Source organism: Ferrimonas aestuarii, assembly GCF_005116665.1.
GTDB classification, from domain to species: Bacteria; Pseudomonadota; Gammaproteobacteria; order Enterobacterales; family Shewanellaceae; genus Ferrimonas; species Ferrimonas aestuarii.
Genome location: NZ_SWCJ01000008.1, coordinates 95,706 through 120,110, shown reverse-complemented (window position 1 = coordinate 120,110; position 24,405 = coordinate 95,706). Strand labels below are relative to the sequence as shown.

Here is a 24,405-nt window from a genome sequence, read left to right as displayed (position 1 = left end):
CTTACAACGGCATCTTCAGAAGTTCATCGAGGGCCGACACCAGTCGGTTACGAATCTGAACCATGGCAGAAAAAGACAGGCTGGCCTTTTGGGAGGCGACCATTGCGCCAACAAGGTCGTCGCTTTGCCCCATCTCTACGGCAGCCGTCTTAGCACCAGCGAAATTCTGATCCGCATTCACCGTCGCTACTTTCTGTTTCATCAAATCGGCAAAACCGACGCTACTGGCGTCGGTATCCGGGTGAACTCGAATTTCGCCTGCGGCCATCTCCTTGTGGAGCTCCATGGCTTGCAGCATTGATTGTTCAGTAATTACACTCATTGGTTATTCCTAATCCCTATGCTGCACATTGAGACTTTTTTAAAATGGCATCGACATCAATACCGGCTTCACGCATTTGAGCCATCTTGTATCTCAGTGCTCGGGTGGTCATACCCAGAGTTTCGGCACTGCGACTTCGGTGTCCTTGAAAGCGTTTTAAGGTATCGATGATGAACTGGTATTCAGCTTGCTGTTTGGACTCTTTCAGTCCTGAACTGGCCACCGGAGCTTTTGGTTGAATAAGGTTAGGTAACCCCAACTCCATTGCTTGCAGAGCAAACCCTCGGCGCATCACCAATGCGCGCTGCACACAGTTTTCCAGTTCGCGGATGTTTCCCGGCCAGTCGTGGCTCATCAGGGCTTCTCGGGCACTTCTGGAGAAGTAACACTGCTCACCCCCAGCTAACTTCGAATGGCGACTTAAAAAGTGCTCAGCCAGAGGCAAGATGTCTTCACGCCGTTCTCTTAGGGGTGGCAGGTTTAGTGGCAGCACGTCGAGGCGGTAGAACAGGTCTTCTCGAAAATCCCCCTGAGTGGCGGCTTGCCTTAAGTCTTTATTGCTGGCAGCAATGATTCGTATGTCCAGCGAAATACTGCGATGTGAGCCGAGTCTTTCAACCTCGCGCTCCTGAAGCACTCGCAGCAGTTTAGCCTGCAACATCAGCGGCATTTCACCAATTTCATCAAGCAGTAACGTACCGCCATTAGCCAGCTCAAACTTTCCAGGACGATCAGCATGCGCGCCGGTAAAGGCGCCCTTTGCATGGCCAAAAAGTACCGACTCCAACATGGTTTCGGGAATGGCAGCACAGTTCACAGCCACAAACGGCTTATCGGCTCGGGATGATTGACGATGGATATGGCGCGCCAACTGCTCTTTGCCAGTTCCGCTTTCACCACTGAGCAAAACGCTGGCTTCGGTACTGGCCGCTCGGTGAGACAGCATCAACAGTTGTTTGCTGATGGGAGAAACGGCAACCAGATTTTCTTGGGTTGATTCGATGCTGATAGAGCGGCGAATCAAACGATTTAGCTGCTCAACGTCCAATGGCAGAAGTAGATAATCTTGAGCGCCAGAGTTCAAGGCGGCACTGGCAAGCTCACCATGGTCCGGCTCAACCATGGCGACCTTAATCTGGGCATCAATCTGAGCCAGTCTTTGTGCAACACACTCCGCGCTGCAATCCTTAAGACTAACCAGTGCCAACCAAGAGCTGCACTTAGCATCACCTTCAAGTAGCTGATAGCCGCTTAGGTCAAGCTGCTGTCGGTCTAAATGACCCAGCTCAAACCCATGAGTTGCTATGGTATATTCACTCATCAAGATTCACCTGTGCATTGATTGACTTAGGTAAAGTCGCTTCGAGTTGCTCCATAGCGCCCGTTGCTTCACTCCCTGACATCACTAATCTAATGGTTACTCTGCGGTTTTTAGCGCGCCCCTTCGACGAACCGTTGCTCACCAGCGGGTAACGCTCACCATGGCCTCTAACTTCGATTAGGCTTGGCGCAATTCCCAAAGACACCAAACGGGCAGCCACCTCATCGGCTCGAGTGCGGCTTAGCACCAAATTCTCAAGAGAGTCGCCATCGGAGTCGGTATGGCCGTCGACCAAAACTTTAGAGATCCGGTCATCGGCAGCCACATAAAGAGCTGCTGCACTTAGTATTTGTTTCGATTCACTATTAGGAGCAATACTTCCGCTAGCGTAGCTGATATTGATCCGTTGCAGTTGGGCATACGACATCGGCAATATCTGTCGAAGACACTTGCGCATGGAAAGCGCTGCTTGTTGCGCACCGACACTGCTTGATTGAACCAACCAATGCTGGTCTCCGCGAGATAACTCAGCACGCCACTGATGACCCAACTCTAGCGACTCCAAAAAGCCTTCAGTAGAACGGGATAAGCTGGCATAGGTATTATTCCAGCTCGCCTTATACAAGGCTTGCTGCGATTCACGGTTCCACGCCGATGGCTCAATACCTATTGCAGCCCGAATATCATCACCAAGCAACCAATCCGCCTTCAATGTTAAACGCATTGGTTCCCCAGCATTTTTTAACAAAGAAAAAGTGCCAAAATTCTCAACTTCATGGTTAAGATTGCAGGCGAATTTATCACCAGAAAAATTCCAACTGGCTAATTCATATTGAGTTTGATATTTGACTTCGGTCGCATTGGCTGGCGCCAAAAATGCGACAACCGTCAAAAAAGCATTGCCCAACGCTTTATACATATCGCTCTCTAATTACGGTTAAAAAAAACAATGCAGAGACTAGTCTCTAACCAATAATAAAATCAAGAAAATAATAAAAATAAAGATTAAAAATGCATTAAAGACGAAAAAACCACCATCGGGAAATAATTTTAATTTGAATATCAATGGCGTCATTGCTACTTTACCCGTTCAGCACACAAGGACTGTTTACCAAGGGCTTTAGACGAATTAAGAATAACTAAATAGTACATTATATTGACGGTGACAAAGTTTCGTCACCAATAATGAAGTTTGACTAAATATTGGCGATAACAAAAAAATGACACAGCCATTTTATATTCCCAATTCGATTTAGCAGAATCAAAATAAATGTGCACAATTTGACCTGCTGGTTTATAAACCACTCAGACTTGAGTCATTAAAGCTCGGATTAATAGTTAGCAAGCTCTTATTTTAACCAACTTAACAATGTATCTAAATCTATGAAAACCACTGCCAAAGCAACGCTATTACGCAGTGCTGAAAAACAGACCGTAAGGCCTGTCGTTTTGGTACAAGAAAAATTGGCTCGAACCCGCCTTGTTCGTCAAATCGAGCAAGGAAGAAGTCGAATGCTCGACGCCATCCGACTGATTTTCAAGCCTTTGATGCGCCAAGGACAGGCAACGCCTGTTAGCATCTCTCTTCAAGAATCTCCCGAGATAGACACTCAGGGTGCAGGCTACTTTGTCCTTACCGCAGGCAGAACTCCTTTGGCGTGGTTAGCCATAGATCGTTGCACATTGGATCAGTTAGCGAGCAGTTACTACGGTGGCGTCAATGCCCGTTTGATGACGCCGCTTCGCAGCGTCAGTCAATCAGAGCTTCGCTTAGCGAATCGAATCATTACCTCGGCGCTAGAAACTCTGCCTAAAACAAACTTGAATTTTGATCTTACTGAAATCGAGAACCTGCCCAACTTAAGTAGCGTGGTTTCTCCATTGCAATGGCGCTTTGAATGGCCTCGTACTCACCCATTCGAACCGATAAGCCTGTTTCTATCTGACGCGCTACTGGGGTCGCTGGCCGAGCAACCCTCCCAATACCAGCCCGACCCTAATTTGAAACACAAAATGCAGCAGCGTCTAACCCAGATTCCAGTAAAAGCCAAAGTTGAGTTGGCTCGCCAATCTGTACCAGTTAACGTCCTGGATGCGCTGCGTCCGGGTGAAATTCTGCCAGTCAACATGCACGCCCGATGCCCAGTAACCATCGGCGGGCGAACCCAATTTTACGCCAGTGTTCATGGTCATGACGGAAAACTGGTTGCCAAATTAAATCACGACACGCATAAGCCAGAGGAGTAATACGCCGTGGATGACAATTTGATGGATGATGATCTACTACTTGATGACATCCTGGATGACGAGCCTCAGGCATTACCAGCGGCCACTCAAGCTCGTCCTAAAAAAGACATGAGCTTTTTCCAGCAGCTGCCAGTTCAGGTCACGTTAGAGTTGGCCAGTGCCGAGATGTCTTTAGGTGAATTAACCACCTTGGGAGAGGGGGACGTTATCACCCTAGATCGCATGGTTGGTGAACCCCTGGATCTTCGTGTTAACGGCGCTCTACTTGGCCGAGCCGAAGTCGTTGAAGTGAACGGACGCTACGGCGTACGCCTTTTGGAAGTCGAGAATACCCAACTCTCAGCAGGCATAGACGGTTAATTGAATGAGACTGTTATTGGTTGTCTGCCTTCTGCTGTTGCCCAGCATCGCTTCTGCAGAAGGCATCACCCTACTCACGCTGGACGATGGTGACGCCAGCCAAGCGGTCAATATTAAGCTAGAGATTTTGGCACTGATGACCGCCATCAGTGTCTTGCCAGCGCTTATTCTGATGGCAACCAGCTTTACCCGTATCATTGTGGTACTGGCTGTGCTGCGCCAAGCCCTAGGTCTCCAGCAAAGTCCACCAAATAAAGTATTGCTCGGGATCGCCCTTATCTTGACCATCTTCATCATGAGACCGGTCGGTGAGCAGATCTACTCCTCGGCTATCGTTCCCTATGACCAAGGTGAGATCACCATAGTGGAGGCAACAAGGACAGCAGAAATTCCGCTTAGAGCCTTCATGCTCGCGCAAACCAGAGAGACCGATCTGGAACAGATGCTTCGAATCTCTGGAGAGTCTTTGGATCTGACTCCAGACGAGGTGCCCTTTTTGGTGTTGATGCCAGCCTTCGTGCTCAGCGAACTCAAAACGGCATTTCAGATTGGATTTCTATTGTTCCTACCGTTTCTTGTCATCGACCTGGTGGTTGCCAGCGTCTTGATGTCGATGGGTATGATGATGCTGTCACCACTGATCATCTCCTTGCCATTTAAACTGATGGTATTTGTTATGGTTGATGGCTGGTCCATGACCGTTAGCACCCTAGCTGCGAGCTTTGGCTAGCCATGGATAATCAGATTCTCAGCACCCTATTTGCCGACGCTGTTAGCCTGGTGGTTAACATGGTCGCCGTGCTAATCCTGCCTGGATTACTACTCGGGGTGGTGATCGCCGTATTTCAGGCCGCCACCTCAGTCAACGAGCAAACACTTAGCTTTCTGCCAAAGCTGCTGGTCACCCTCTTGATGGTGCTGTTTGCTGGGCACTGGTTACTTCAGCAGATAAGCGATTTTTTTGCCTACCTGTTTAACAACATGCCCTACCTCATAGGTTAAGTATGTTTAGTGTCACTTCGGCAGAAATCGGCAGTCTATTGGGTCACATCTGGTGGCCCTTTTGTCGGATCATGGGGGCGCTGCTGATGATCCCAATGTTTTCCAGCGCCCACATCCCCCAGCGGGTCAAAATTCTGTTTGTGATGCTGTTCTCCATTGTTGCGGCGCCGTCGATTCCTGCGCCCCCTGAGATTGATGCGGTGTCGATAACCTCGGCCCTTATCGCAGCGGAACAGATTCTCGTGGGCATGATCATGGCATTTCCACTGCTGCTGGTATTGAACGCGCTCACCATTTTAGGTGCTATCGTCTCCATGCAGATGGGCCTGTCCATGGCGATCATGAATGATCCTGTGAACGGCACCAGCCAGGCGATTTTGAGCCAACTGTTCATGCTTTATGGTGTGCTGCTGTTTTTAAGCCTAGATGGGCACCTAGTGGCACTTGGCATTCTGGTCGATAGCTTTACCCTTTGGCCGGTAGGCAGGGGCATTTTCGATCTGCCCCTTCATGATCTTGCTCTGAGATTTGGCTGGATGTTCGCTGCGGCACTGGCATTAGCTCTACCGGCGGTGATCGCCATGTTGCTAGTGAACCTCACTTTCGGCGTTCTAAGCCGCGCGGCTCCCTCCCTAAACGTATTTGCACTGGGTTTTCCCATGTCGATGATGATGGGCTTGGTGTGTTTAACTCTGGTGTTTAGCGGCCTACCATCGCTCTACAGTGCCTTTACTGACGAATCGTTGCAGTTGATGCTGGCTGCCATAGGGGGGCCCAAATGAGCGGTCAACAGAGCGCTGGCGAAAAAACAGAACAACCCACGGCGTCGAGGCTACGCAAGGCTCGCCAAGAGGGACAACTAGCCCGTTCAAAAGACTTCACCAGTGGCGTGCTATTGCTCGCCGCCGCAGCCACTCTGGATTTTAGTACCCAGCTGTTGATTGATGGCATGGCCCAAATCACCCAGCTGAACATGCTCATCAGCCACGAGCAGCTCAAAACCCCAGGGATGCTAGTCCAGCTTCTCGGCCAAACCATTCTCGCTCTGATACAGATGCTGGTGCCGGTTTTAAGCGGGCTCTATCTGTGCACGGCCATCGCCGCCACCCTACCTGAAGGCCCAGTGTTCAACCCTGCCAGCGTGGCATTTAAGTTTGACCGAATCAGTCTACTCTCAGGTTTTGGCCGCATATTCTCTATCAACTCCATCGTCGAATTGGGCAAGTCCATACTCAAGGTGGCTTTGGTCTGCGGCATCATGTGGGGCTATTTGCAGCAAGTTTGGGACACACTGCCAATGCTAGCTCGCCAACCACTAGTCTTTGCCATTGAGCGGGGAGCAGAGGTGATCATTCAAGGACTTTACTATTTGGGTGCTGGCGTTGCATTCATTGGTCTTATCGACTTGCCTTATCAAGCTTGGAGCCACAAGCGCAAACTGAAGATGACCAAACAAGAGGTCAAAGAGGAACACAAACAGCAAGAGGGCAAGCCGGAGGTCAAAGCTCGAATTCGTCAGATTCAGCAAAAGATGGCCCGCAGCCGCGCTGAAGTGGCCCTTCCCAAGGCCGATGTGTTGCTGGTTAACCCGACCCACTATGCGGTTGCGTTGAAATACGAACCAGACCGAGTCGATGCCCCCTACGTTATCGCCAAAGGGGTTGATGAAGTGGCGCTTTATATGCGCTCGTTGGCCCCCAAATACGATCTTGAAGTGATCAGTGCACCGCCGCTGACCCGAGCCATTTACCACTCGACCCAGATCGAACAGCAGATTCCCGCAGCGCTGTATCAAGCAATTGCACACGTACTCAACTACGTATTGCAGCTTAAGGCGTTTCGCAATGGCAAACAGGCAAGACCGGCACCGTTGCCAAATTTCCATATTCCAGACCACCTCCGTCATAAATGAGGACACCACAGATGAACTGGCTGTCACAGGCTTTCAATAACAACAAAGGCTTTATCGGCATACCCGTTATGCTGCTGGCCATCCTGGCCATGGTGATCTTACCTCTGCCACCTTGGCTATTGGACATACTGTTCACCTTCAACATCATCTTGGCCATTTTGGTACTGCTGGTATCGGTGTCGATCCGCAGGCCCCTTGAGTTTTCCGTATTTCCAACGCTGCTGCTGCTGGCGACCTTGATGCGATTGACCCTAAACGTCGCCTCTACCCGAGTGGTATTGATTGAAGGTCACAATGGTGGTGACGCTGCAGGTAAGGTAATCCAAGCCTTTGGTGAAGTGGTTATCGGCGGCAACTACGTTGTTGGTGCGGTGGTATTCCTCATCTTGATGATCATCAACTTTGTGGTGATTACCAAAGGGGGAGAACGAATTTCAGAGGTCTCGGCCCGATTCACACTGGACGCCCTACCTGGCAAACAGATGGCCATTGATGCGGATCTCAACGCCGGTACTCTTACCCATGACCAAGCCAAAAAGCGGCGCCAAGAGGTGGCCCGAGAGGCCGACTTCTATGGAGCCATGGACGGTGCCTCGAAATTTGTTCGAGGCGATGCCATTGCCGGCATTTTGATTCTGGCCATCAACATCATCGGCGGTATCTGCATCGGCATCTTCATGTATGACCTCGATGCCGCCAGCGCCTTTAAGACCTATGCCCTACTGACTATCGGTGACGGCTTGGTCGCGCAGATCCCGTCACTGCTGCTGGCTACCTCTGCGGCCATTGTGGTGACCCGCATCTCCGATGCGGAAGAGATGCCCACTCAGCTGAGCAATCAGCTTCTTGCCAATCCTAGGGTATTAGCCACCGCCGCCGGTGTAATGGCGATCTTAGGCCTAGTGCCGGGAATGCCCTCTTTGGTTTTCCTCGCCTTTGCAGCACTGATTGGCTACATCGCCTTTAGGCAGGCTCAAACCCAACCCATTAAGCCCTTGGAAGAGGTTCAACAGAAGGCCGAGAAGGTCATCAATGAACCGTCTCAACCCAGTTGGGAAGCACTGCCACACACCGATGTAATCGAACTGTCGGTAGGCTACCGCTTGGTTCACCTGGTGGACAAAAGCCAAGGAGCTGAGCTGATTAAGCGACTGACCGGTATTCGTCGCACCCTGTCAGAGCAGGCGGGCTTCTTGCTGCCTGAAGTTCGGGTCCGCGACAACCTGACGCTGCCGCCCAATGGCTATCAAATTAGCATCATGGGGACACCGCTGGCGCAATCTGAGCTTCACCCTGAACGGCTGATGGCGATCCAAAGCGATCAAGTTTATGGCTCCCTTGAGGGGATCATTACCAAAGAACCCGCTTACAATATGGACGCCACCTGGATCAGTCCAGATGACAAAGCCAAAGCGCTGAATTTGGGCTATTCCGTGGTAGATCATGCCACCATTATCGCCACTCACACCAGTAAACTGATTCGCGAAGCGTTGCCAGAGATGCTGCAACACGATGACGTAAACAACTTGAATGAGCGCCTTGGCCAGATCGCGCCAAAATTGGCAGAAGCGCTGTCCACGGCATTAACCCCAATTCAGCAGCTGAAAACCTTCCGCGTCCTACTCCGAGAACAGGTGTCACTCAAGGACATTCGCACCTTGGCGACGGCGCTGCTGGAGAGCTCTGAGAGCACCAAAGATCCGGTGCTGTTGGCCGCAGATGCTCGCTGTGCCATCAAATCGCAGTTGCTGCATCAAGTTGCTGGTGATGCCAAAAAGCTCAATGTGCTCACCCTCTCATCCGAGCTAGAGCAGCAGTTACTCGGGGCGCTGCATCAAGCGCAGCAGGGCGGCACGGTTTCCCTAGACAGCTTCCCGGTAGACCCGCAAATTCTGGCCAAGCTGCAGCAAAGCATGCCGGAGTATCTGGCCAGTGCTCGTCAGCGAGGCGTCCCTCCATTGCTGCTGGTAGCGCCGCAGTTGCGGCCGCTATTGGGGCGCTACGCGCTGGCATTCGCCCGAGGGTTAACCGTACTCTCCTACAACGAAGTTCCTGAGAACAAAGAGCTGGAGATCACCGAGCAATTGCCTGCATAATCTCCTCCCCGTGATCAAAAGGTCACGGGGCTTTCCCCTTCGCAAGAAGCCCCCACCGTGTTACCTTTTTGAAATTAAAAGATAAAGTATAAATAAAGGATTATTTATGAACCATGTTAGCAATGCGGCGCTTGCTGCATCGCTGATGCTCAGCCCCTTAGCTTTTAGCGAAACTCTCACCTTCTCCCAAGCCTACGACCGTTACCAACAACAAGTCGAACTGGGTGACAAAGCGGCGATTCGAACCTACGCCAAGCAAGCTTATGAACTTGGCCTAGCTAAGTTCGGCCCCGAATCGATTAACACTGCCAACCTTGCCATCAACATGGTCAAAGCTGGTGATGTTAAAGACCCCATGAACAGCAAGTTGCTGTTGAAAAGCGCTCTGGAAACTTATCAGCGCCAATATGGCGATCACGGTGTGGAACTGTTAGACCTCTATCTGCTTCTGATTCAATACGATTTCCAGAACGCCAAGCACTACACCAAAGAAAGTCAACAGATCATCGAGGCTGAATTTGAGGCATCTTCAGTGGAACGCGCCCAGATGTTGACGGAATTTGCACTGCAGATGCAATCAAATGGAGACATTCAGCGTACGGGCTACCGCTGGGCAAAAGAAGCCTTAGCCATACTGAACCAACATGGTGACAACCATAAGGTGAAGCGTGCAAGTGCCGAATTTGTCAATGGTAACTATGCGCTTGCCAAAGGTCGGCAGAATGACGCCATTGAACACTACACTCAAGTGACCTCTCTTTTAGAGGACCTAGAATACTCTCACCCCTATGCCCTATCCGCCCACTCAAAACTGGTTTCCCTCTATGAAAAACGCGGCATGAGTGAACAGGCCACCGCCCATTGTCACGCGATTGGGAAAATGAGGCCTTGGAAGGAAACCCAGCAGCAAACACCACTCTACCGAACTGCCCCCAAGTGGCCAGTGTCAGCATTGAAACGACGTCAGGGTGGCCATGTGGTGGTGCAATTTACTATTGATGAAAATGGCTTTGTCACTGATCCTCTCGTCACCGAAAGCAAAGGCTCTAAGCAGTTCGCCCAAAACACCCTAGAGGCGATGAAGAGTTGGCGTTACGCACCGAAGTTTGAAGATGGTCGCCCAGTACCAGCAGATGCATCCATGCTAATGGAGTTCAGCTTGGATCTCTAACCCCGCGTCCAAACCAAGCGCTTAAGGCCCAAGTTTGCATCCCAAGCGCAGTTTCGCTAACCTCGCCCCTCAATTTTTGGAGGGGCAATGAAACTACTTCGTCATCAGATTCACCACAATGCCGTTAACAATGGCAGCGAATTCGCCCGCACCGCGGTGCGAGCCATCATTCAAAACGGTGATAAGATCCTACTGATGTACACCGCCCGCTACGACGATTACAGCCTTCCAGGAGGTGGCGTCGACGCCGGTGAATCGCTCACCGAAGCCCTGCTTAGGGAAGTGCGTGAAGAGACTGGCGCACAAAACCTCATCATCAATCAAGAACTGGGTGTCTATGAAGAGCTGCGTCCTTGGTATAAAGATGATTACGACAACGTTCGCATGCACTCCTACTGCTACCTGTGCTCCGCCGATAACACATTGGGGCAAAACCAGCTAGAAGATTACGAGCAGGCCAACGGCATGACCCCACTGTGGGTGGAACTGGATACCGCCATCGCCCACAACTTAAACGTCATCAAAAACAGCCCCAAAGCGGGGCTGTCCATCGAGCGAGAAACTTGGATATTACAGCAGCTGAAACCTCAGCAGTTTGAGCAAACCGGCAGTTAATCTTGACTTCACGTGGCGCTACGCCTGAAACGCAGCGCCACTGTCGATAAGCCGTTTAATCTCAGCTTCCGTAAAACCAGCTTCCAACAGTACCGTTTGAGTGTGCTCCCCCAACTTTGCCCCAGCAACGCTAGCGCGGTTCGACGTAGAAAACTTAACCGCCGGAGCCAACTGGGTTAACCTTTGCTCCCCCATGGCCACCTGTTGCAACATGCCCCGTTCGATAAAGTGGGGGTGTTCACAGGCTTGGGCAAATGACAGTACCGGGTCACAGCAGCAATCGAGTTCTGAGAACTGAGCCTGCCAATAGTCAAAATTATGCTGTGCAAACACCTTGGCGATCTTCAGCTTCAGAGCCTCTTGCTCGCCTGGAGGCGACAAGGCCTCCTCTAGCCACTGAGGGTGACCAAGGGCGTCAAAAAACGGCTGGGCAAATTGCGGCTCTAATGAGCCAACGGCAAAATAGCGGCCATCGGCTGTGCGGTAGTAATCATAAAAACTGCCGCCATTGAGCATCTCTCTGCCAAGTTGAGGATGGCAATCCTCATCGCTGCTCGCGTCCAGGCCGCTGGCTAAAGCCATGGCACCACTGATGGCATTTAACGCCAGAGCACCATCACTCATGGAGATATCCAGGTGCTGGCCAAGGCCGGCAACGCCCCGCTGAATCACCGCTGCTAAGATGGCGATCACCCCTTGCTGAGATCCAGCGGCGATGTCGGCAACCTGAGTGGCTCCCAATACCGGTCCGGTCTGCTTACGACCGCTGTAACTGGCAAGGCCACTGAGCGCCAGATAGTTAATATCATGGCCAGCCTTATCGCTTAAGGGGCCGGTTTGACCATATCCGGTGATGGAGCAGTAGATGATGCCAGGGTTTATCTGCTGCACCTGTTGATAGCCAAGCCCAAGCTTGTCCATCACGCCCGGGCGAAACTGCTCCACCACAATGTCGAACTCCGGCAGCAATTTGTGCACCGCGGCAAGGGCGGCTGGGTTTTTCAGATCCAGCGCCACGCTCTGCTTATTGCGGTTAATGGTCAAGTGAGCCGCCGACTCCCCCTGAACAAAGGGCGCAATGCCTCTGAGCATATCTGGGCGTTTAGGAGCCTCAACCCGAATGACCTCGGCCCCCATGTCCGCCAACATCATGGTGGCAAAAGGCCCTGGCAACAGGGTTGAGAAATCCAACACTCGGAGTCCCTGCAGCGGACCTTGGGTTTGAGCCGTCACCGCAGGCTACCCTTGCTGCTCAAGCATTTTGCGGGCAATGATAAGCTTCATCACCTCGCTGGTTCCGGCGTAGATGCGCTGAACCCTCGCATCGGCCCAGGCTCTGGCTACTGGGTACTCCCACATATAGCCATAACCACCATGCAGCTGCAGACACTCATCGAGCACCTCGCACTGAACTTCGGTGGTCATCAGTTTAGCCTGAGCCGCCGTGGCCGCATCCAAACGCCCCTCTAAGTGAAGTTCGATACAGCGGTCGGTAAATACCCGAGCCGAGTCGACCTTGGTCTTGCATTCAGCCAGTTTAAACTGGGTGTTTTGCAGCGCCGCCAGCGGCTTGCCGAACGCCTTGCGTTCAGTCACATACTGAGTGGTTTGCTCCAAAATCGATTCGGCGCTGGCCACCGCATTGCTGGCCACCGACAACCGCTCCTGAGGCAGCTCCTGCATCAGGTAAACAAACCCCATGCCCAGCTCCCCGAGCAGATTGTCTTTGGGCAAACGCACGTTATCGAAAAACAGCTCAGAGGTGTCCTGTGCCTTCATGCCGATCTTCTCAAGGTTGCTGCCACGGCTAAAGCCTTCTCGGCTGGCTTCCACCAAGAACAGACTGATCCCCTTGGCCCCTGCGTTTTTGTCGGTGCGAGCCACCACTATCACCAGATCGGCGTGCTGGCCGTTGGTAATAAAGGTTTTTGAACCATTTAAGACCCAGTGGTCGCCATCAAGAACCGCCGTGGTTTTAACCCCCTGCAGATCCGAGCCGGTGCCTGGCTCGGTCATGGCGATGGCGGTCACCACCTCGCCACTGATGCATCCTGGCAGATACTGATGCTTCTGAGCTTCACTGCCATAATTCAGAATGTAGGGTACAGCGATGTCGGAATGCAGCCCCCAGCCCAAGCCACTTAAGCCTGCGCGTGCGATCTCTTCATTGATGATGACGTTGTAGCGAAAATCCACCTCCACGCCGCCATATTGCTCCGGCATTGTTGGGCTTAAAAAGCCCTGCTCTCCGGCTTTATTCCACAACGCTCGATCGACGCAGCCCTCTTTTTCCCACTTTCCATGAAACGGCTCCGCCTCCGCCTGCAGGAAACGGCGTACGCTGTCACGAAACAGCTCGTGATCACTGTCAAATAGGGTTCTTGGAATCATTACTCTCTCCTTTTAGTAACGCTGACCGCTGGCTGCCATGTCTCGCAATGAGGCCGGCACACGAAAGCGGTCGCCAAATTTCTCTGCCAATTGATCAGCGCGAGCCACAAACGGCTCAACGCCATATTGATTGATGAACTGCAGGGCACCGCCGGTCCACGTTGGATAGCCAATGCCGAAGATAGAACCGATGTTGGCGTCGCGGCTGCTAGTCAGCACTTGCTCTTCAACACAGCGCGCGGTTTCAATGGCCATGATAAACAGCAGTCGATCTTTGATCTCCTGAAGTGGCAGCTGCGCCTGCGCTTGGAAGAACTGCGCCTCTAGCCCCTGCCACAGGTGTTTTTTGCCGCTGTCGGGGTAATCGTAAAACCCTTGACCGGCAAGCTTTCCTGGGCGCTCAAGTTCGATCATTCGGTCGATGGTGGCATCGCCCCCTTGGGGCGCTTGCTCTATCCCCTCGGCGGCCAGATCGTGAATGGTTTGATTGCGAATTTTCTCCATCAAGGTCAGGCTAACTTCATCGGAGACCGCCAACGGTCCCACAGGGAATCCACACAGCAGCGCCGCATTCTCGATGGCGGCGGCACTGACGCCCTCCCCAAGCATGGCGATGCCTTCATTGGTAAAGGTGCCAAACACTCGCGAGGTGAAAAAGCCGCGGCTATCATTCACGACAATGGGCGTTTTACCCAGTTGCAGCACAAAATCATAAGCTCGCGCCAGTGATGCATCGCTGGTTTGCTCGCCGCAGATGATCTCCACCAGTGGCATCTTGTCCACCGGTGAGAAGAAGTGCAGACCAATGAAATTCTCAGGACGACTCGACGCCTGCGCTAAACCGGTGATCGGCAGCGTTGAGGTGTTAGAGGCAAACAATGCGGACTCACTGATTTGTGCTTCTGCTTCCTGAGTCACTTTGGCTTTAAGGCCGCGGTCTTCAAACACCGCTTCGATGACAAGGTCACACCCGGCAAGTGCGTCGGCACTGTCTGTAGGAGTAATGCGCTGAAGCAGTGCCGCTTTTTGCTGCTCAGAGCTTCGCCCACGCTGTATCTGCTTATCCAGTAGCCTCGCCGAGTAATCTTTGCCTCGCTGCGCCGCCGCCAGCGAGATGTCTTTAAGCACCACCTCGATGCCCCGTTTCGCGGCGGAATAGGCGATGCCCGCCCCCATCATGCCAGCACCAAGCACACCGACTTTCGTCACCTTACTCGGCGCTATGCCGTCGGGCCGACTGGCACCGGCTTTAACCTCATTGAGCTGGAACCAAAACGTATTGATGAAGTTTTTCGCCACTTGGCCGGTCACCAGTTCCACAAAATAGCGCGACTCGATTCGACAGGCGGTATCAAAGTCCACCTGCGCTCCTTCCGCCATGGCAGAAAGAATCGCTTCCGGTGCTGGCAGCACGCCCTTGGTTTTCTGCTTCAGCACCGCCGGTGCCACCGCCAGCATCGGCGCTAACTTCGGCGAGCTTGGGCTACCACCGGGAAGCCTAAAGCCTTTTTGATCCCAGGGTTGGCTGATTTGAGGGTTGGCCTCAATGAAAGCCTTCGCCATCACCAGCATCTCGGCCTCATCGGTTGCCAGCGCTTCAATTAAGCCAATGTTTTGGGCCTGTTCAGCGCTAAATTGCTTACCTTCGGTCAACAGCGGCATCGCCTGCTCCAAACCAAATTTACGCACCGTGCGCGCCACGCCGCCACCGCCGGGCAGCAGTCCCAACGTAACCTCAGGCAAACCCACTTTTACCGCTTTGTGATTCAGTGCAATGCGGTAATGACACGCTAGGGCAATCTCCCAGCCACCGCCAAGTGCGGCGCCATTAATGCAAGCCACCACCGGCTTACCACCGGTTTCAAGGGCGCGCAAACTGGCTTTGATCGACTCCACCATCTGATAAAATTCATCAGCGTTGTCTTTGGTAACCCCAGCAATTTTCACCAGATCGCCACCGGCAAAAAAGGTGGATTTGGCCGAACGAATGATGATGCCGGGATAGTCCAATTGCCCGAGCTCAATCACCGCCTTGGCCATGTCGGCACGAAAGGCGTCGTCCATCAAATTGGCGGAGGCGCCCTGCTTATCCAAAATCAGGTGAACAATGCCAGATTGATCCTGTTCGATACGTACGCTGTTCATGTTCACTCCTTTAAACACGTTCGATGATGGTGGCGATGCCCATGCCGCCACCGACACACAAAGTGGCCAGGCCGCGCTTAAGATCCCGAGCTTCCAGTTCGTCCACCAAGGTGCCCAAAATCATCGCTCCTGTGGCCCCTAGTGGATGCCCCATGGCGATAGCGCCGCCATTGACGTTGACTTTATCGTCACCCACCCCAAGCTCTTTTTGAAACCTCATCACCACCGAGGCAAAGGCTTCATTAACCTCAAACAGATCGATATCATCCACGTTCAGCCCCGCAATTTTCAGGGCTTTTCTGGCCGCAGGAGCTGGGCCGGTTAACATGATGGTGGCATCGGTGCCCACCACTGCGGTTGCGGTGATCTTGGCCCGAGGTTTAAGGCCATACTTTTCACCCATCGCTTTTGAGCCTACCAATACCAAGGCCGCACCATCAACGATGCCGGAGGAGTTTGCAGGGGTATGGATGTGATTAATGCGTTCTACCTGGGGGTACTTTTCGCGAGCCACAGAGTCAAACCCCATCTCACCTAGAGCCTGAAATGACGGCTTAAGCCCAGAGAGGGTCTGCATATTGGAATCGGGACGGATAAATTCGTCCTTATCCAATATCGTCAGCCCATTTTGATCTTTTACCGGCACGATGGAGTTGGTGAAAGCGCCCCGCTGCCACGCCGCAGCGGCCTTCTGATGAGAGGCGACGGCAAAGGCATCCACCTGCTCTCGACTAAAGCCCTCTAAAGTGGCAATCAGATCGGCACCGATGCCTTGGGGCATAAAACCGGTGTTCATGTTCGTTTGCGGATCCTGTGCCCAAGCGCCGCCATCGGAGCCCATGGGCACCCGAGACATCGATTCAACTCCGCCAGCCACCACTAACTGCTCAAAGCCAGAGCGTACCTTCATCGCCGCCGTATTAACCGCCTCAAGGCCAGAGGCGCAGAATCGATTTAAGGTCACGCCGGCCACATCGTCATTCCAACCTGCTGCCAGCGCTGCGGTTTTAGCAATATCTGCCCCTTGATCGCCCACGGCGGTAACGCAACCTAGGACGATGTCGTCCACATCTTGGGTGTCGAAACCGTTACGGTGCTCAAGCTCCTTTAGCAGGCCAGTTAACAGCGAAATGGGTTTAACTTCATGAAGTGAGCCATTCGCTTTTCCCCGCCCTCTGGGGGTGCGAATGGCATCGAAGATGAAAGCGTCTTGAGACATGAGCATTCCTTGCAGTGAAATCGTTGTCTTCACTCTAGGCAAGGTATTGAATGTTGATAATGACCTTTATTGTCAAAAGCAGTGACTTTCCTTGTCGTCAATGCATGAAGGTCTTAGTCGGGTCGCTTTAATACCCTCAACGGTCGTTGAATGCGCTCTTGACTCTCATGAATGCTCGCTTTATTCCTCGCAGGTCCCCATCACCAAAGCTCAGACGACGATTGCTCGACCTCTGAACGCATCGCTAACAAAATCAGACGTTTGTCTGCTCGGCCTTCCCCATCCTGCCAATCTAGCTGATCGAGAGTCAGACAAAACAGATCGATGAGATCTTCCACTTTAAATACATTCGCGGCAATAAACGCGTGATTGGAAACGAGCATCCCCCCTCGCCCGATCAAGGTGATCTGTCGGAGTACCCGAAACGCCAACTCATGATCAGCAATCACCTTGCCGCTCTCTAACAAGTCGGAAAATTGTTTTCTAAAACGTGACGAAGATAAATCAAAAATTTGCTGAAACTTAGCTTTGGTTTCCGGCTTAGCGTGCTCAAAAATCACCTTATTGGTACCAATAAGATCTAAAGAGGCGGTATCCGGATGAAACTGTCGTAGATAAAATTGATAACAATGACAACAGACTATCTTTTCTTTGGCAGAAAGATCCATTCGATTAAATTTGAACATTGAATCTGCCAAAGTGCCAATGATTGAGCTAAAAAGAAAAACCAATAGATCATCTTTCGATGCAAACGTACGATATAAGGTTCCAGCCGTTACGCCTACTGTCTTCGCAAGCTCATTCATTGAAAGTTGCAAGTACCCCTGCTCTCGAATTATTTTCATCGCAGCTTTAGCAATTTTTATTTTCCGAATCTGAATTTTATCAAACATTTTTCGTCCAACTATCGTCATTATCGGTACTCAAAGAGTGCTACCGCTATTATAGGCTCAGGTTACCACTTTAATGATTAAACTCTAAATATCAGCGACATCAGTACCAACCTAATCCACCTCCTCTCCAACACCATGCAAAAAAATGTAAAACATTGAAGTTAAATAGCTTATCAATGAATCGCCATGCTTATACACCCGCCGAGCAGATGGAGAGATTCTCCACTTTTTGCCACCTTCAGAGCTGTGATAACTCATACAAAGTGATCGAGCGCACACATTTTCGCAATTTCGGTAAGGACCAACATCAAACAACCGCAAGAATCACAATATAGGTCACATAACTGTGAGCGATAAATTCTGTCATCGAGAGTCTTGCGAATGGTCACCCTAAAACCCTTTGCCAGTTTACCTACAATACTCACCATCGAATCACTAAGGCACAGCGCGGTTATGTCATCAACAACAAACTGGATTTTCTTCAGTACTAAAAATGAGCATGCCTCTTACCCATACCAGGTCAAAGAAATCCAAATAAACATGGTTGAACAATCACTTATTTCAGCAATGTGGGTATCTGATCCAGCACTAAGGAAGGCTGGTGCGAGGATCATTCTTGGTGTTAGTGAGTTTGGAAACAAACTTAGTAAAATGACCATCAACGGCCAAACTGCGCCCATTCAAACCTTTGCCGTCTATGCTACCGACAGTCACTCTATTGTGGGCTACGTTGTCATCGCGATAAGCCAATGTCGACACGCAGAGAAGTTAACCACAACCTCAGTGTTAAAACTGGTCAGAGATACCATTTTAAAAAAGGGCCCAGTGAATAATGACTTACCCAATTTAAAGCAAAAAACACTGCAGGTATTAAAAATGACTGCACTGGGACTAAATTCAAATGAGATAGCTGATGTACTGCATTTAACCAATCGCGGTGTTGATTATCATTTATCCATTGCCAAACAGAAACTCGGTGCGACCAATAAGCCAAACCTTATTTTTGAAGCCAAGAATTTAGGCTGGGTATAGTACTTATCAAGTTTTATTCACAATATCTTTAAATTTTAAACCCCACCCAAAAATAGATTATAAAAATCTAAAACACTTAATTAACTATGAAACACAATAGGAAATGAGAATGATGAGAAAACGTTATTCCTTATTGCCAGCCCTGCTTTGTTTTGGTCTGGCAGGCTGTGGTTCTGACAGTAGCTCAACGCCAGAAGTGCCGGAGCCCCCTGTCGATAAACCAAAAAATGAAGCCTGGAACTACATCGAAACCCCGTATTCTGAGAGCTTTAACTCACCAATGGTCGCGGGTAAGTTTGATGTCTTTTTTGGCGAAAGCGAAGAGAAAGTCATTCAGTACATTAACCAAGGTTCAGCCCTCGCCCAGCAAGGTGACATGAGTTACGATCTCAATGGCGACGGTTGGATCAACCGTTGGGATTCCTCAGAAGCCGGCGCACGCGTAGAGTTAGGACTTCAAGTCAGTACACTAGGCAGTGAAATTGACCGCGTCCTAAAGACCAACCCCGATGGCCTTGGGGCCGGAACGGCTCGCCCAGATATCTTCGTAGAAGGCCACTACTCGGTCTTTGACCTGCTTCGATACTTCGTTGCAACCCGCAGCGATCTGCGTTTTGACAATGTCATTAAGCCTACCGATTCAGAATACAAAACCCATGAATTCACCCTGTCCTGGGATCAAAATGGCGACGGTGACTTCACCAATGATGGCGTGCATTCAAACAGCGATCTGTGGCACTTCCAATTGATGGCCTCCAATGGCGACAACAAAGATTACTTTGGTGGCCTTACCTTCCACATGTACAGCCGCATGGACGAATACTGGTTGAAAACCGGTGACGTGGTTCGATTCTTACCCACCTCAGAAGCCATGAAAGGTCGCCGTACCTTGGCATGGAAACACGAAATCGATAAAAAGGCCAAAAACGGAGGCAAAGTCTTTGCCGATGCACTTCGTCTGATCGTTGATGACCACCCAGATGCGTCACCCGGGGACAGCGGCATCATTGCCACACAGATTGAGGTACGCCCATTCAATTTACGCAGCGATGTATTCCAGCCTGGCGTGATTATCGGCATGGATTACTTCCTAAGTGCCGCTGCCGATTACGATGTGGATCTTGGATTCAGCTTCTGGCCAACCTTAAGCACTGGTGTTCCTTTCAACAGCTTTGTTCTGTCTAAAGGCCCTCTGGGTCAAGGTGGTGGTTTTGGCAACTGGTTCGGTCGCCTGATTCAGAACCCTGGAAGCATGTTAGGTGATTTCAGCACTAACCCAAACTGCATGCACATGAACGACCAAGGCGGGCCATCCGCAGCCATCGGTGGAACCGGCATGTGGACATTAGGTAAAGCCGAGTGTGATCGCTGGTTCAACCAGCATAACGGCAGCGGTGGTTACATGACCAACACCGACCACTACACCGCAGTAAACAACTACGGCGTTGACTTCCTGTTTCTAGGATTCCAACAGATTATCGGCAACGAGCTGGATGCGGATAAACAACTGCAGGTGTTTGTAGACCAAGATAAGCTGCTGCGCAGTGACTTTGGCAACTACGACATTAATTCTTGTAAGGGCGGAAAGTGCTCCACTGCGGTTCTGAGAACCTTGATTCCGGCAACCGAGTCCAACCCGGTAGGCAATGCCCCAGTTCTGGATTCGAGCCACTTTGGTTGGAAAATTGCCGATTGTACTCAATGTCACAACGAACAACGGGATCCGAATGGTCACGGCGGTGCCTCTTGGCCAATCAATACTGCTGACGGTTTCGATGTGCAGCAACCTCACTACTGCGCGACCTGCCACGGTAGCAACGGAGCCACCGCTCGTCACAATCAGGAGACACGTTGTAGCTTCTGCCACAACGCGAAGAATGACGCTAACCAAGATTACGCGGCAGTGATGCCAAATCATGGTGAAGCCAGCGCGCAGTTCCTGTTGCAACCCGATGACAACCGCAGCAACCACGACACTGTCTCTTACTACTTTGGCGAACCTCACTACGAAACCGGTCAGCACTACGTGCCACGCGCGCCAACCGCCCTCGATGGTGAGATAGAACTATTTGGGCCACTGTGGGTACCGCACAACAACGCTTACAGCCTGAGTAAGAGCTTCCCTGGAACATATTCCTGTATGACCTGTCACCAGCCTAAGTAATAATCACTACCTTGATTGTTCTTTGAATAAAGCCACCTGCAATGCCGGTGGCTTTTGTGTTTGGTGTCTGAGCTTTTAATTAGTGCAATGTACTAACGCGCGTGCCATTTCGATTCGACCAGCATCTGGCCATGTTGACTTAAACTCGCCACAAACGCCGCCCCTTGAGGCACAACGCCAACTCCTTTCGGGGTGCCGGTCATGATGATGTCGCCCGCTTCCAAAGTTAACCATTGGCTAAGCTGAGTTACGATCCTCTGTGGTGAGAACAACATCTGGCTGGAGTCCCCTTGCTGACGACGTTCGCCATCTATCTCAAGCCTAACTTCGATGGGCGAGTCGAGGGAATCGATGGCAACAAACTCACTGAACAGCGCCGCGCAATCAAACGCCTTAGCCCGCTCCCAAGGCAGCCCTTTAGCCTTTAATTTACTTTGGAGCGCTCGCTTGGTGAGGTCCAGCCCCACCGCCACTGCCGCAATACCATCTTCAGCCATCAACAGGCATAGCTCGGTCTCAAAATGCAGCGGCTCGTCCAGCTCGCTATATAGCGTCTGCCCGATGGCGGAGTTGGGTTTTAAAAACACCACCATCTCATTGGGCACCTCATTGCCCAACTCTTTGGCATGCTCGACGTAATTACGACCGATGCACACCACTTTAGAGGGGCAGATCTGCCGGCCCTGAAACACTACCGATTGCATATTCCTCCCTAACCGTTTCTGTCCTTATGGAACCCAGTACGATTTCTCAAACGCCGAACTCAAGGTCTAAATTGATACTTAGCTTCGCGGAAATCACGCCTCTGAAGCCCACCAAAATTGATCGCTAATCCATCATTGCGGGTATAACGTCAACGACCGCTGGACTAGGTTACCAAAAGTATACTGATTGAAATGCGTTATCTTTGTTATCACACTGAATAGCGAACCCGATTATCAATACACGCTCCGATGATGCAACTCCGAGGAAGCCATTATGGATGTGAAAAACAAACTGCAAGCTGGCGCCATCTTCCCCCATGTTATGGTCACCACTCTCAATGGTGATGAGGTCACCCTAGGGGTGCCACGGGGACATTGTGACTGGCAACTGGTGGTGGTTTACCGAGGCCGCCATTGCCCTCTATGCACCAAATACCTAAACGCACTGGAATCCCACGTAGAAGCACTTAACGCGATCAAGGTGGATGTGATCGCGGTAACTGCAGACAGCCTTGAGCAGGTGCAAGAACACCTGAGTCGACTGGAGGTCTCCTTCCCCATCGGTTATGGACTCACCACCGATCAGCTCAAGACTCTGGGCGTCTATATTTCGGTGCCTCGCAGCGAGCAGGAAACCGACCACGCCTTCCCTGAGCCCGGCCTATTTGTGATCAATGAAGAGGGCCACCTGCATGTGGTGGACATCTCCAACAACCCCTTCGTACGCCCTGAGTTGGACGCTTTAGTCAGTGGTTTGAAGTGGATTCGCGATCCTGACAACAACTACCCCATTCGCGGCACCTGGCAGCAGCAAGACTCCGAACTCATATACCGATAATCCGGCAATAACGCCAAAGAGTCCCCCTCTTTGGCGATTGTCTTTCACTGGCGTACGCCTTATCCCCAAGCTTTTCCTCTGCGACGGCCCACATCAACTGGCGGCAATAACGCCATGTTTATTCCAAACGGCGATGCTAAAAATGACAGGGTTGATAACAAGGAAAAACAAACGATGAAAAACAAGACATTAGTAGCCATGCTATTGGCTGGTACCGCCTTTGCTGGTGCCGCCGTTGCCGCCTTCTATCCCACTCATTACATTGAGCGGATCTATTACGAAACCTCGGCGAAGAAAAACGAAGTGGGCGATCTCACCATCTTCTGCACCGGCAGTCGTTACCAATTCGGAGAGCAAACCCCCTACTATTCAGAGCTGAAGATCCCCTGTAAACGAGGTGGCGTAGAACCTTAGGCTCTCGTCTCAGCAGCAGAGCCCCTCTGCTGCTGACCTATCTTGCTAAATTCCCTCCCCTTTGCATCGCTGCCACAACTTGCCCCACATGAATACTAAAATGATTCTCCTAGGGTGAGCCAGATCTCAAAAACGTTATCTAACGCACAATCTCTGCACAATCACGTTTGAGATTCCACACTCGTCAGTCAAAGTGCGCTCGCCTCATTATTTGGAGAAACCTTGAATGGATGTGCTCATCCTATTGGCACTGATATTACTCAATGGCGTGTTCGCCATGTCTGAAATTGCGCTGGTCTCAGCGCGAAAAAGTCGCCTACAAAAATTGGCAGACAAAGGCGACCGCAGCGCCGCCAGCGCCATTGCGCTAGGAGAAGAACCGACTCGATTTATGTCGACGGTGCAGATCGGCATTACCGCCATCGGCCTACTCAATGGCATCTATGGCGAAGCGGCTCTAGCGGCTCCGTTTGCCGAATACCTAAAACAATGGGGAATGTCTGCCAGCAGCGCCTCCATCACTTCAACCTTGGTGGTGGTGTTGGGGATTACCTACCTCTCCATCGTGGTTGGCGAGCTGGTGCCCAAGCGCTTGGCACAGCTAAGCCCTGAGATTTTTGCTCGCATTGTCGCCAGACCACTGACCATACTGGCCATCTTGACGCGCCCCTTTGTCTCACTGTTGGCACTGTCGACGGATCTGCTGCTCAAACTGCTGGGCAAAAGTGGCGATACTCAGGAGGCATCAGTAACCGAAGAGGACATCTACGCGCTGGTCGACGAAGGCTCACGAAGCGGTGCCATCGAAGCCAGTGAACGGGATCTGGTGCGTAACGTGTTTCGATTAGACGATCGTAAAGTGGGCTCACTGATGACCCCGCGCAGCGAGATGGTGGCCTTTGATCTGTCCCAAGCCTTTGATGACAACCTAAACCGACTGCTTAGCCTCCACCACGAACGCTTCCCAGTGATTGATGGCGACATCGATAACCCCATCGGCGTGATCTCTGCTAAGCAGCTGCTGATGCTGCAATTGGGGCAGCGTTCTGGGATAAACGACAGTCGCTGTGAATGCCTTAGAAGCATACTGCAGGCACCGGTGTTTATCTCCGAGGCCTCAAGTGGTAACCAGCTGTTGGAGTTTTTCCGCCACAGCAGCGAACACATGGTGTTTGTGGTGGATGAATATGGCGATCTTCAGGGGCTCGTTACCCACAGCGATCTGCTGGAAGCGCTAACCGGCGAGTTTCTCTCTAAAGCCTCCTCAGAGCTGTGGTCAATACAAAGTAGCCCAGGCAGTTGGCTGATGAACGCCGCCATCCCCGTGGTGATCATGAAAGATCAGTTGGAGTTGGACGCCCTGCCAGATGAACAGGAACAGGGCTACCAAAGCCTTGGTGGCATGCTGATGTGGTGCTTGGGCGAGATGCCCGAAGTGGGGGATTACTATGACTGGGAGCAGTGGCGTTTCACGGTGTTATCGGCATCCGGCAACCGACTGGAGCAGATCGCAATTACGCGGCTGCCCAGCGAGCCCAAATCCTAAGCCAAGCCACAGA

General features: G+C 51.5%; 23 protein-coding genes. 14 read left to right on the top strand and 9 right to left on the bottom strand.

What is annotated here, in order from left to right; genetic code table 11:
• Position 1 precedes the first annotated feature (1 nt).
• Genes fliE through FCL42_RS12205 form a run of 3 tightly spaced genes read right to left on the bottom strand, consistent with a single transcriptional unit; the run spans position 2 to position 2,562 of the window.
• Positions 2-322 (bottom strand): flagellar hook-basal body complex protein FliE, encoded by a 321-nt coding sequence (gene fliE, locus FCL42_RS12215; RefSeq protein WP_136863705.1) that lies wholly within the window; start codon positions 320-322, stop codon positions 2-4.
• Positions 323-338: 16 nt separating this feature from the next.
• On the bottom strand, positions 339-1,643 hold the full coding sequence (locus tag FCL42_RS12210) for a sigma-54 interaction domain-containing protein (RefSeq protein WP_136863704.1): 1,305 nt from the start codon (positions 1,641-1,643) through the stop codon (positions 339-341).
• The gene (locus FCL42_RS12205) at positions 1,636-2,562 is read right to left on the bottom strand and encodes a MotY family protein (RefSeq protein ID WP_136863703.1); all 927 of its coding nucleotides are present in this window, start codon (positions 2,560-2,562) and stop codon (positions 1,636-1,638) included. The genes FCL42_RS12210 and FCL42_RS12205 overlap by 8 nt, the downstream gene beginning before the upstream one ends.
• Before the next feature lie 593 nt (positions 2,563-3,155).
• Between FCL42_RS12205 and FCL42_RS12200 the strand changes: the two genes are divergently transcribed.
• From FCL42_RS12200 to FCL42_RS12160, 9 genes are all read left to right on the top strand, one after another.
• Positions 3,156-3,890, top strand: coding sequence for a FliM/FliN family flagellar motor switch protein (locus FCL42_RS12200; RefSeq protein WP_169308378.1), 735 nt, complete (start codon positions 3,156-3,158; stop codon positions 3,888-3,890).
• 21 nt (positions 3,891-3,911) lie between these two features.
• Positions 3,912-4,250 carry a FliM/FliN family flagellar motor switch protein gene (locus tag FCL42_RS12195; RefSeq protein ID WP_136863743.1) on the top strand — a complete coding sequence of 113 codons (339 nt, stop codon included), beginning with the start codon at positions 3,912-3,914 and terminating at the stop codon, positions 4,248-4,250.
• Positions 4,251-4,254: 4 nt separating this feature from the next.
• Positions 4,255-4,980: a flagellar type III secretion system pore protein FliP gene (gene fliP / locus FCL42_RS12190; protein WP_136863701.1), complete on the top strand. Its 726-nt coding sequence runs from the start codon at positions 4,255-4,257 to the stop codon at positions 4,978-4,980.
• A gap of 2 nt (positions 4,981-4,982) precedes the next feature.
• Positions 4,983-5,252: a flagellar biosynthesis protein FliQ gene (fliQ, locus tag FCL42_RS12185; protein WP_136863700.1), complete on the top strand. Its 270-nt coding sequence runs from the start codon at positions 4,983-4,985 to the stop codon at positions 5,250-5,252.
• Positions 5,253-5,254: 2 nt separating this feature from the next.
• Complete coding sequence (fliR, locus tag FCL42_RS12180) at positions 5,255-6,034, top strand: flagellar biosynthetic protein FliR (RefSeq protein ID WP_136863699.1); 780 nt, start codon at positions 5,255-5,257, stop codon at positions 6,032-6,034.
• Positions 6,031-7,164, top strand: a complete 1,134-nt coding sequence (gene flhB / locus FCL42_RS12175; protein ID WP_136863698.1) for a flagellar biosynthesis protein FlhB — start codon at positions 6,031-6,033, stop codon at positions 7,162-7,164. The genes fliR and flhB overlap by 4 nt, the downstream gene beginning before the upstream one ends.
• An 11-nt stretch (positions 7,165-7,175) precedes the next feature.
• Positions 7,176-9,260, top strand: coding sequence for a flagellar biosynthesis protein FlhA (gene flhA, locus FCL42_RS12170; protein ID WP_136863697.1), 2,085 nt, complete (start codon positions 7,176-7,178; stop codon positions 9,258-9,260).
• 106 nt (positions 9,261-9,366) lie between these two features.
• A complete protein-coding gene (locus FCL42_RS12165; protein ID WP_136863696.1) occupies positions 9,367-10,431 on the top strand; it encodes an energy transducer TonB in 1,065 nt (354 codons plus the stop codon).
• Between the two features lie 87 nt (positions 10,432-10,518).
• Complete coding sequence (locus FCL42_RS12160) at positions 10,519-11,046, top strand: NUDIX hydrolase (RefSeq protein ID WP_136863695.1); 528 nt, start codon at positions 10,519-10,521, stop codon at positions 11,044-11,046.
• An 18-nt stretch (positions 11,047-11,064) separates the two neighbouring features.
• On the opposite strand, the gene FCL42_RS12155 is transcribed toward FCL42_RS12160, so the two are convergent.
• From FCL42_RS12155 to FCL42_RS12135, 5 genes are all read right to left on the bottom strand, one after another.
• Positions 11,065-12,279 (bottom strand): CaiB/BaiF CoA transferase family protein, encoded by a 1,215-nt coding sequence (locus tag FCL42_RS12155; protein ID WP_136863694.1) that lies wholly within the window; start codon positions 12,277-12,279, stop codon positions 11,065-11,067.
• Between the two features lie 6 nt (positions 12,280-12,285).
• A complete protein-coding gene (locus FCL42_RS12150) occupies positions 12,286-13,437 on the bottom strand; it encodes an acyl-CoA dehydrogenase family protein (protein ID WP_136863693.1) in 1,152 nt (383 codons plus the stop codon).
• A 12-nt stretch (positions 13,438-13,449) separates the two neighbouring features.
• The gene (locus FCL42_RS12145) at positions 13,450-15,582 is read right to left on the bottom strand and encodes a 3-hydroxyacyl-CoA dehydrogenase NAD-binding domain-containing protein (protein WP_136863692.1); all 2,133 of its coding nucleotides are present in this window, start codon (positions 15,580-15,582) and stop codon (positions 13,450-13,452) included.
• A gap of 10 nt (positions 15,583-15,592) precedes the next feature.
• Entirely contained in the window at positions 15,593-16,801 is a 1,209-nt protein-coding gene (locus FCL42_RS12140) for an acetyl-CoA C-acetyltransferase (protein WP_136863691.1), read from the bottom strand.
• 200 nt (positions 16,802-17,001) lie between these two features.
• Positions 17,002-17,694, bottom strand: coding sequence for a TetR/AcrR family transcriptional regulator (locus FCL42_RS12135; protein ID WP_169308376.1), 693 nt, complete (start codon positions 17,692-17,694; stop codon positions 17,002-17,004).
• Positions 17,695-18,075: 381 nt separating this feature from the next.
• Here FCL42_RS12135 and FCL42_RS12130 point away from each other — a divergent pair, with 381 nt between their 5' ends.
• Entirely contained in the window at positions 18,076-18,726 is a 651-nt protein-coding gene (locus tag FCL42_RS12130) for a helix-turn-helix transcriptional regulator (protein ID WP_136863689.1), read from the top strand.
• A gap of 109 nt (positions 18,727-18,835) precedes the next feature.
• Positions 18,836-20,890 carry a hypothetical protein gene (locus FCL42_RS12125; protein ID WP_136863688.1) on the top strand — a complete coding sequence of 685 codons (2,055 nt, stop codon included), beginning with the start codon at positions 18,836-18,838 and terminating at the stop codon, positions 20,888-20,890.
• 92 nt (positions 20,891-20,982) lie between these two features.
• On the opposite strand, the gene FCL42_RS12120 is transcribed toward FCL42_RS12125, so the two are convergent.
• On the bottom strand, positions 20,983-21,594 hold the full coding sequence (locus FCL42_RS12120) for a fumarylacetoacetate hydrolase family protein (RefSeq protein ID WP_136863687.1): 612 nt from the start codon (positions 21,592-21,594) through the stop codon (positions 20,983-20,985).
• Positions 21,595-21,868: 274 nt separating this feature from the next.
• Between FCL42_RS12120 and FCL42_RS12115 the strand changes: the two genes are divergently transcribed.
• The 3 genes from FCL42_RS12115 (at position 21,869) to FCL42_RS12105 (ending at position 24,392) form a co-directional block, all read left to right on the top strand.
• Complete coding sequence (locus FCL42_RS12115) at positions 21,869-22,432, top strand: redoxin domain-containing protein (protein ID WP_136863686.1); 564 nt, start codon at positions 21,869-21,871, stop codon at positions 22,430-22,432.
• Positions 22,433-22,606: 174 nt separating this feature from the next.
• Positions 22,607-22,846, top strand: coding sequence for a DUF6289 family protein (locus tag FCL42_RS12110; protein WP_136863685.1), 240 nt, complete (start codon positions 22,607-22,609; stop codon positions 22,844-22,846).
• A gap of 226 nt (positions 22,847-23,072) precedes the next feature.
• On the top strand, positions 23,073-24,392 hold the full coding sequence (locus tag FCL42_RS12105) for a hemolysin family protein (RefSeq protein ID WP_136863684.1): 1,320 nt from the start codon (positions 23,073-23,075) through the stop codon (positions 24,390-24,392).
• Positions 24,393-24,405: the final 13 nt, after the last annotated feature.

Excerpts from the sequence above, each read along its gene's own strand:
- fliE (WP_136863705.1), bottom strand. The coding sequence starts at position 322 with ATGAGTGTAATTACTGAACAATCAATGCTGCAAGCCATGGAGCTCCAC.
- FCL42_RS12210 (WP_136863704.1), bottom strand. The coding sequence starts at position 1,643 with ATGAGTGAATATACCATAGCAACTCATGGGTTTGAGCTGGGTCATTTA.
- FCL42_RS12205 (WP_136863703.1), bottom strand. The coding sequence starts at position 2,562 with ATGTATAAAGCGTTGGGCAATGCTTTTTTGACGGTTGTCGCATTTTTG.
- FCL42_RS12200 (WP_169308378.1), top strand. The coding sequence starts at position 3,156 with ATGCTCGACGCCATCCGACTGATTTTCAAGCCTTTGATGCGCCAAGGA.
- FCL42_RS12195 (WP_136863743.1), top strand. The coding sequence starts at position 3,912 with ATGGATGATGATCTACTACTTGATGACATCCTGGATGACGAGCCTCAG.
- fliP (WP_136863701.1), top strand. The coding sequence starts at position 4,255 with ATGAGACTGTTATTGGTTGTCTGCCTTCTGCTGTTGCCCAGCATCGCT.
- fliQ (WP_136863700.1), top strand. The coding sequence starts at position 4,983 with ATGGATAATCAGATTCTCAGCACCCTATTTGCCGACGCTGTTAGCCTG.
- fliR (WP_136863699.1), top strand. The coding sequence starts at position 5,255 with ATGTTTAGTGTCACTTCGGCAGAAATCGGCAGTCTATTGGGTCACATC.
- flhB (WP_136863698.1), top strand. The coding sequence starts at position 6,031 with ATGAGCGGTCAACAGAGCGCTGGCGAAAAAACAGAACAACCCACGGCG.
- flhA (WP_136863697.1), top strand. The coding sequence starts at position 7,176 with ATGAACTGGCTGTCACAGGCTTTCAATAACAACAAAGGCTTTATCGGC.
- FCL42_RS12165 (WP_136863696.1), top strand. The coding sequence starts at position 9,367 with ATGAACCATGTTAGCAATGCGGCGCTTGCTGCATCGCTGATGCTCAGC.
- FCL42_RS12160 (WP_136863695.1), top strand. The coding sequence starts at position 10,519 with ATGAAACTACTTCGTCATCAGATTCACCACAATGCCGTTAACAATGGC.
- FCL42_RS12150 (WP_136863693.1), bottom strand. The coding sequence starts at position 13,437 with ATGATTCCAAGAACCCTATTTGACAGTGATCACGAGCTGTTTCGTGAC.
- FCL42_RS12145 (WP_136863692.1), bottom strand. The coding sequence starts at position 15,582 with ATGAACAGCGTACGTATCGAACAGGATCAATCTGGCATTGTTCACCTG.
- FCL42_RS12140 (WP_136863691.1), bottom strand. The coding sequence starts at position 16,801 with ATGTCTCAAGACGCTTTCATCTTCGATGCCATTCGCACCCCCAGAGGG.
- FCL42_RS12135 (WP_169308376.1), bottom strand. The coding sequence starts at position 17,694 with ATGTTTGATAAAATTCAGATTCGGAAAATAAAAATTGCTAAAGCTGCG.
- FCL42_RS12130 (WP_136863689.1), top strand. The coding sequence starts at position 18,076 with ATGGTCACCCTAAAACCCTTTGCCAGTTTACCTACAATACTCACCATC.
- FCL42_RS12125 (WP_136863688.1), top strand. The coding sequence starts at position 18,836 with ATGATGAGAAAACGTTATTCCTTATTGCCAGCCCTGCTTTGTTTTGGT.
- FCL42_RS12120 (WP_136863687.1), bottom strand. The coding sequence starts at position 21,594 with ATGCAATCGGTAGTGTTTCAGGGCCGGCAGATCTGCCCCTCTAAAGTG.
- FCL42_RS12115 (WP_136863686.1), top strand. The coding sequence starts at position 21,869 with ATGGATGTGAAAAACAAACTGCAAGCTGGCGCCATCTTCCCCCATGTT.
- FCL42_RS12110 (WP_136863685.1), top strand. The coding sequence starts at position 22,607 with ATGAAAAACAAGACATTAGTAGCCATGCTATTGGCTGGTACCGCCTTT.
- FCL42_RS12105 (WP_136863684.1), top strand. The coding sequence starts at position 23,073 with ATGGATGTGCTCATCCTATTGGCACTGATATTACTCAATGGCGTGTTC.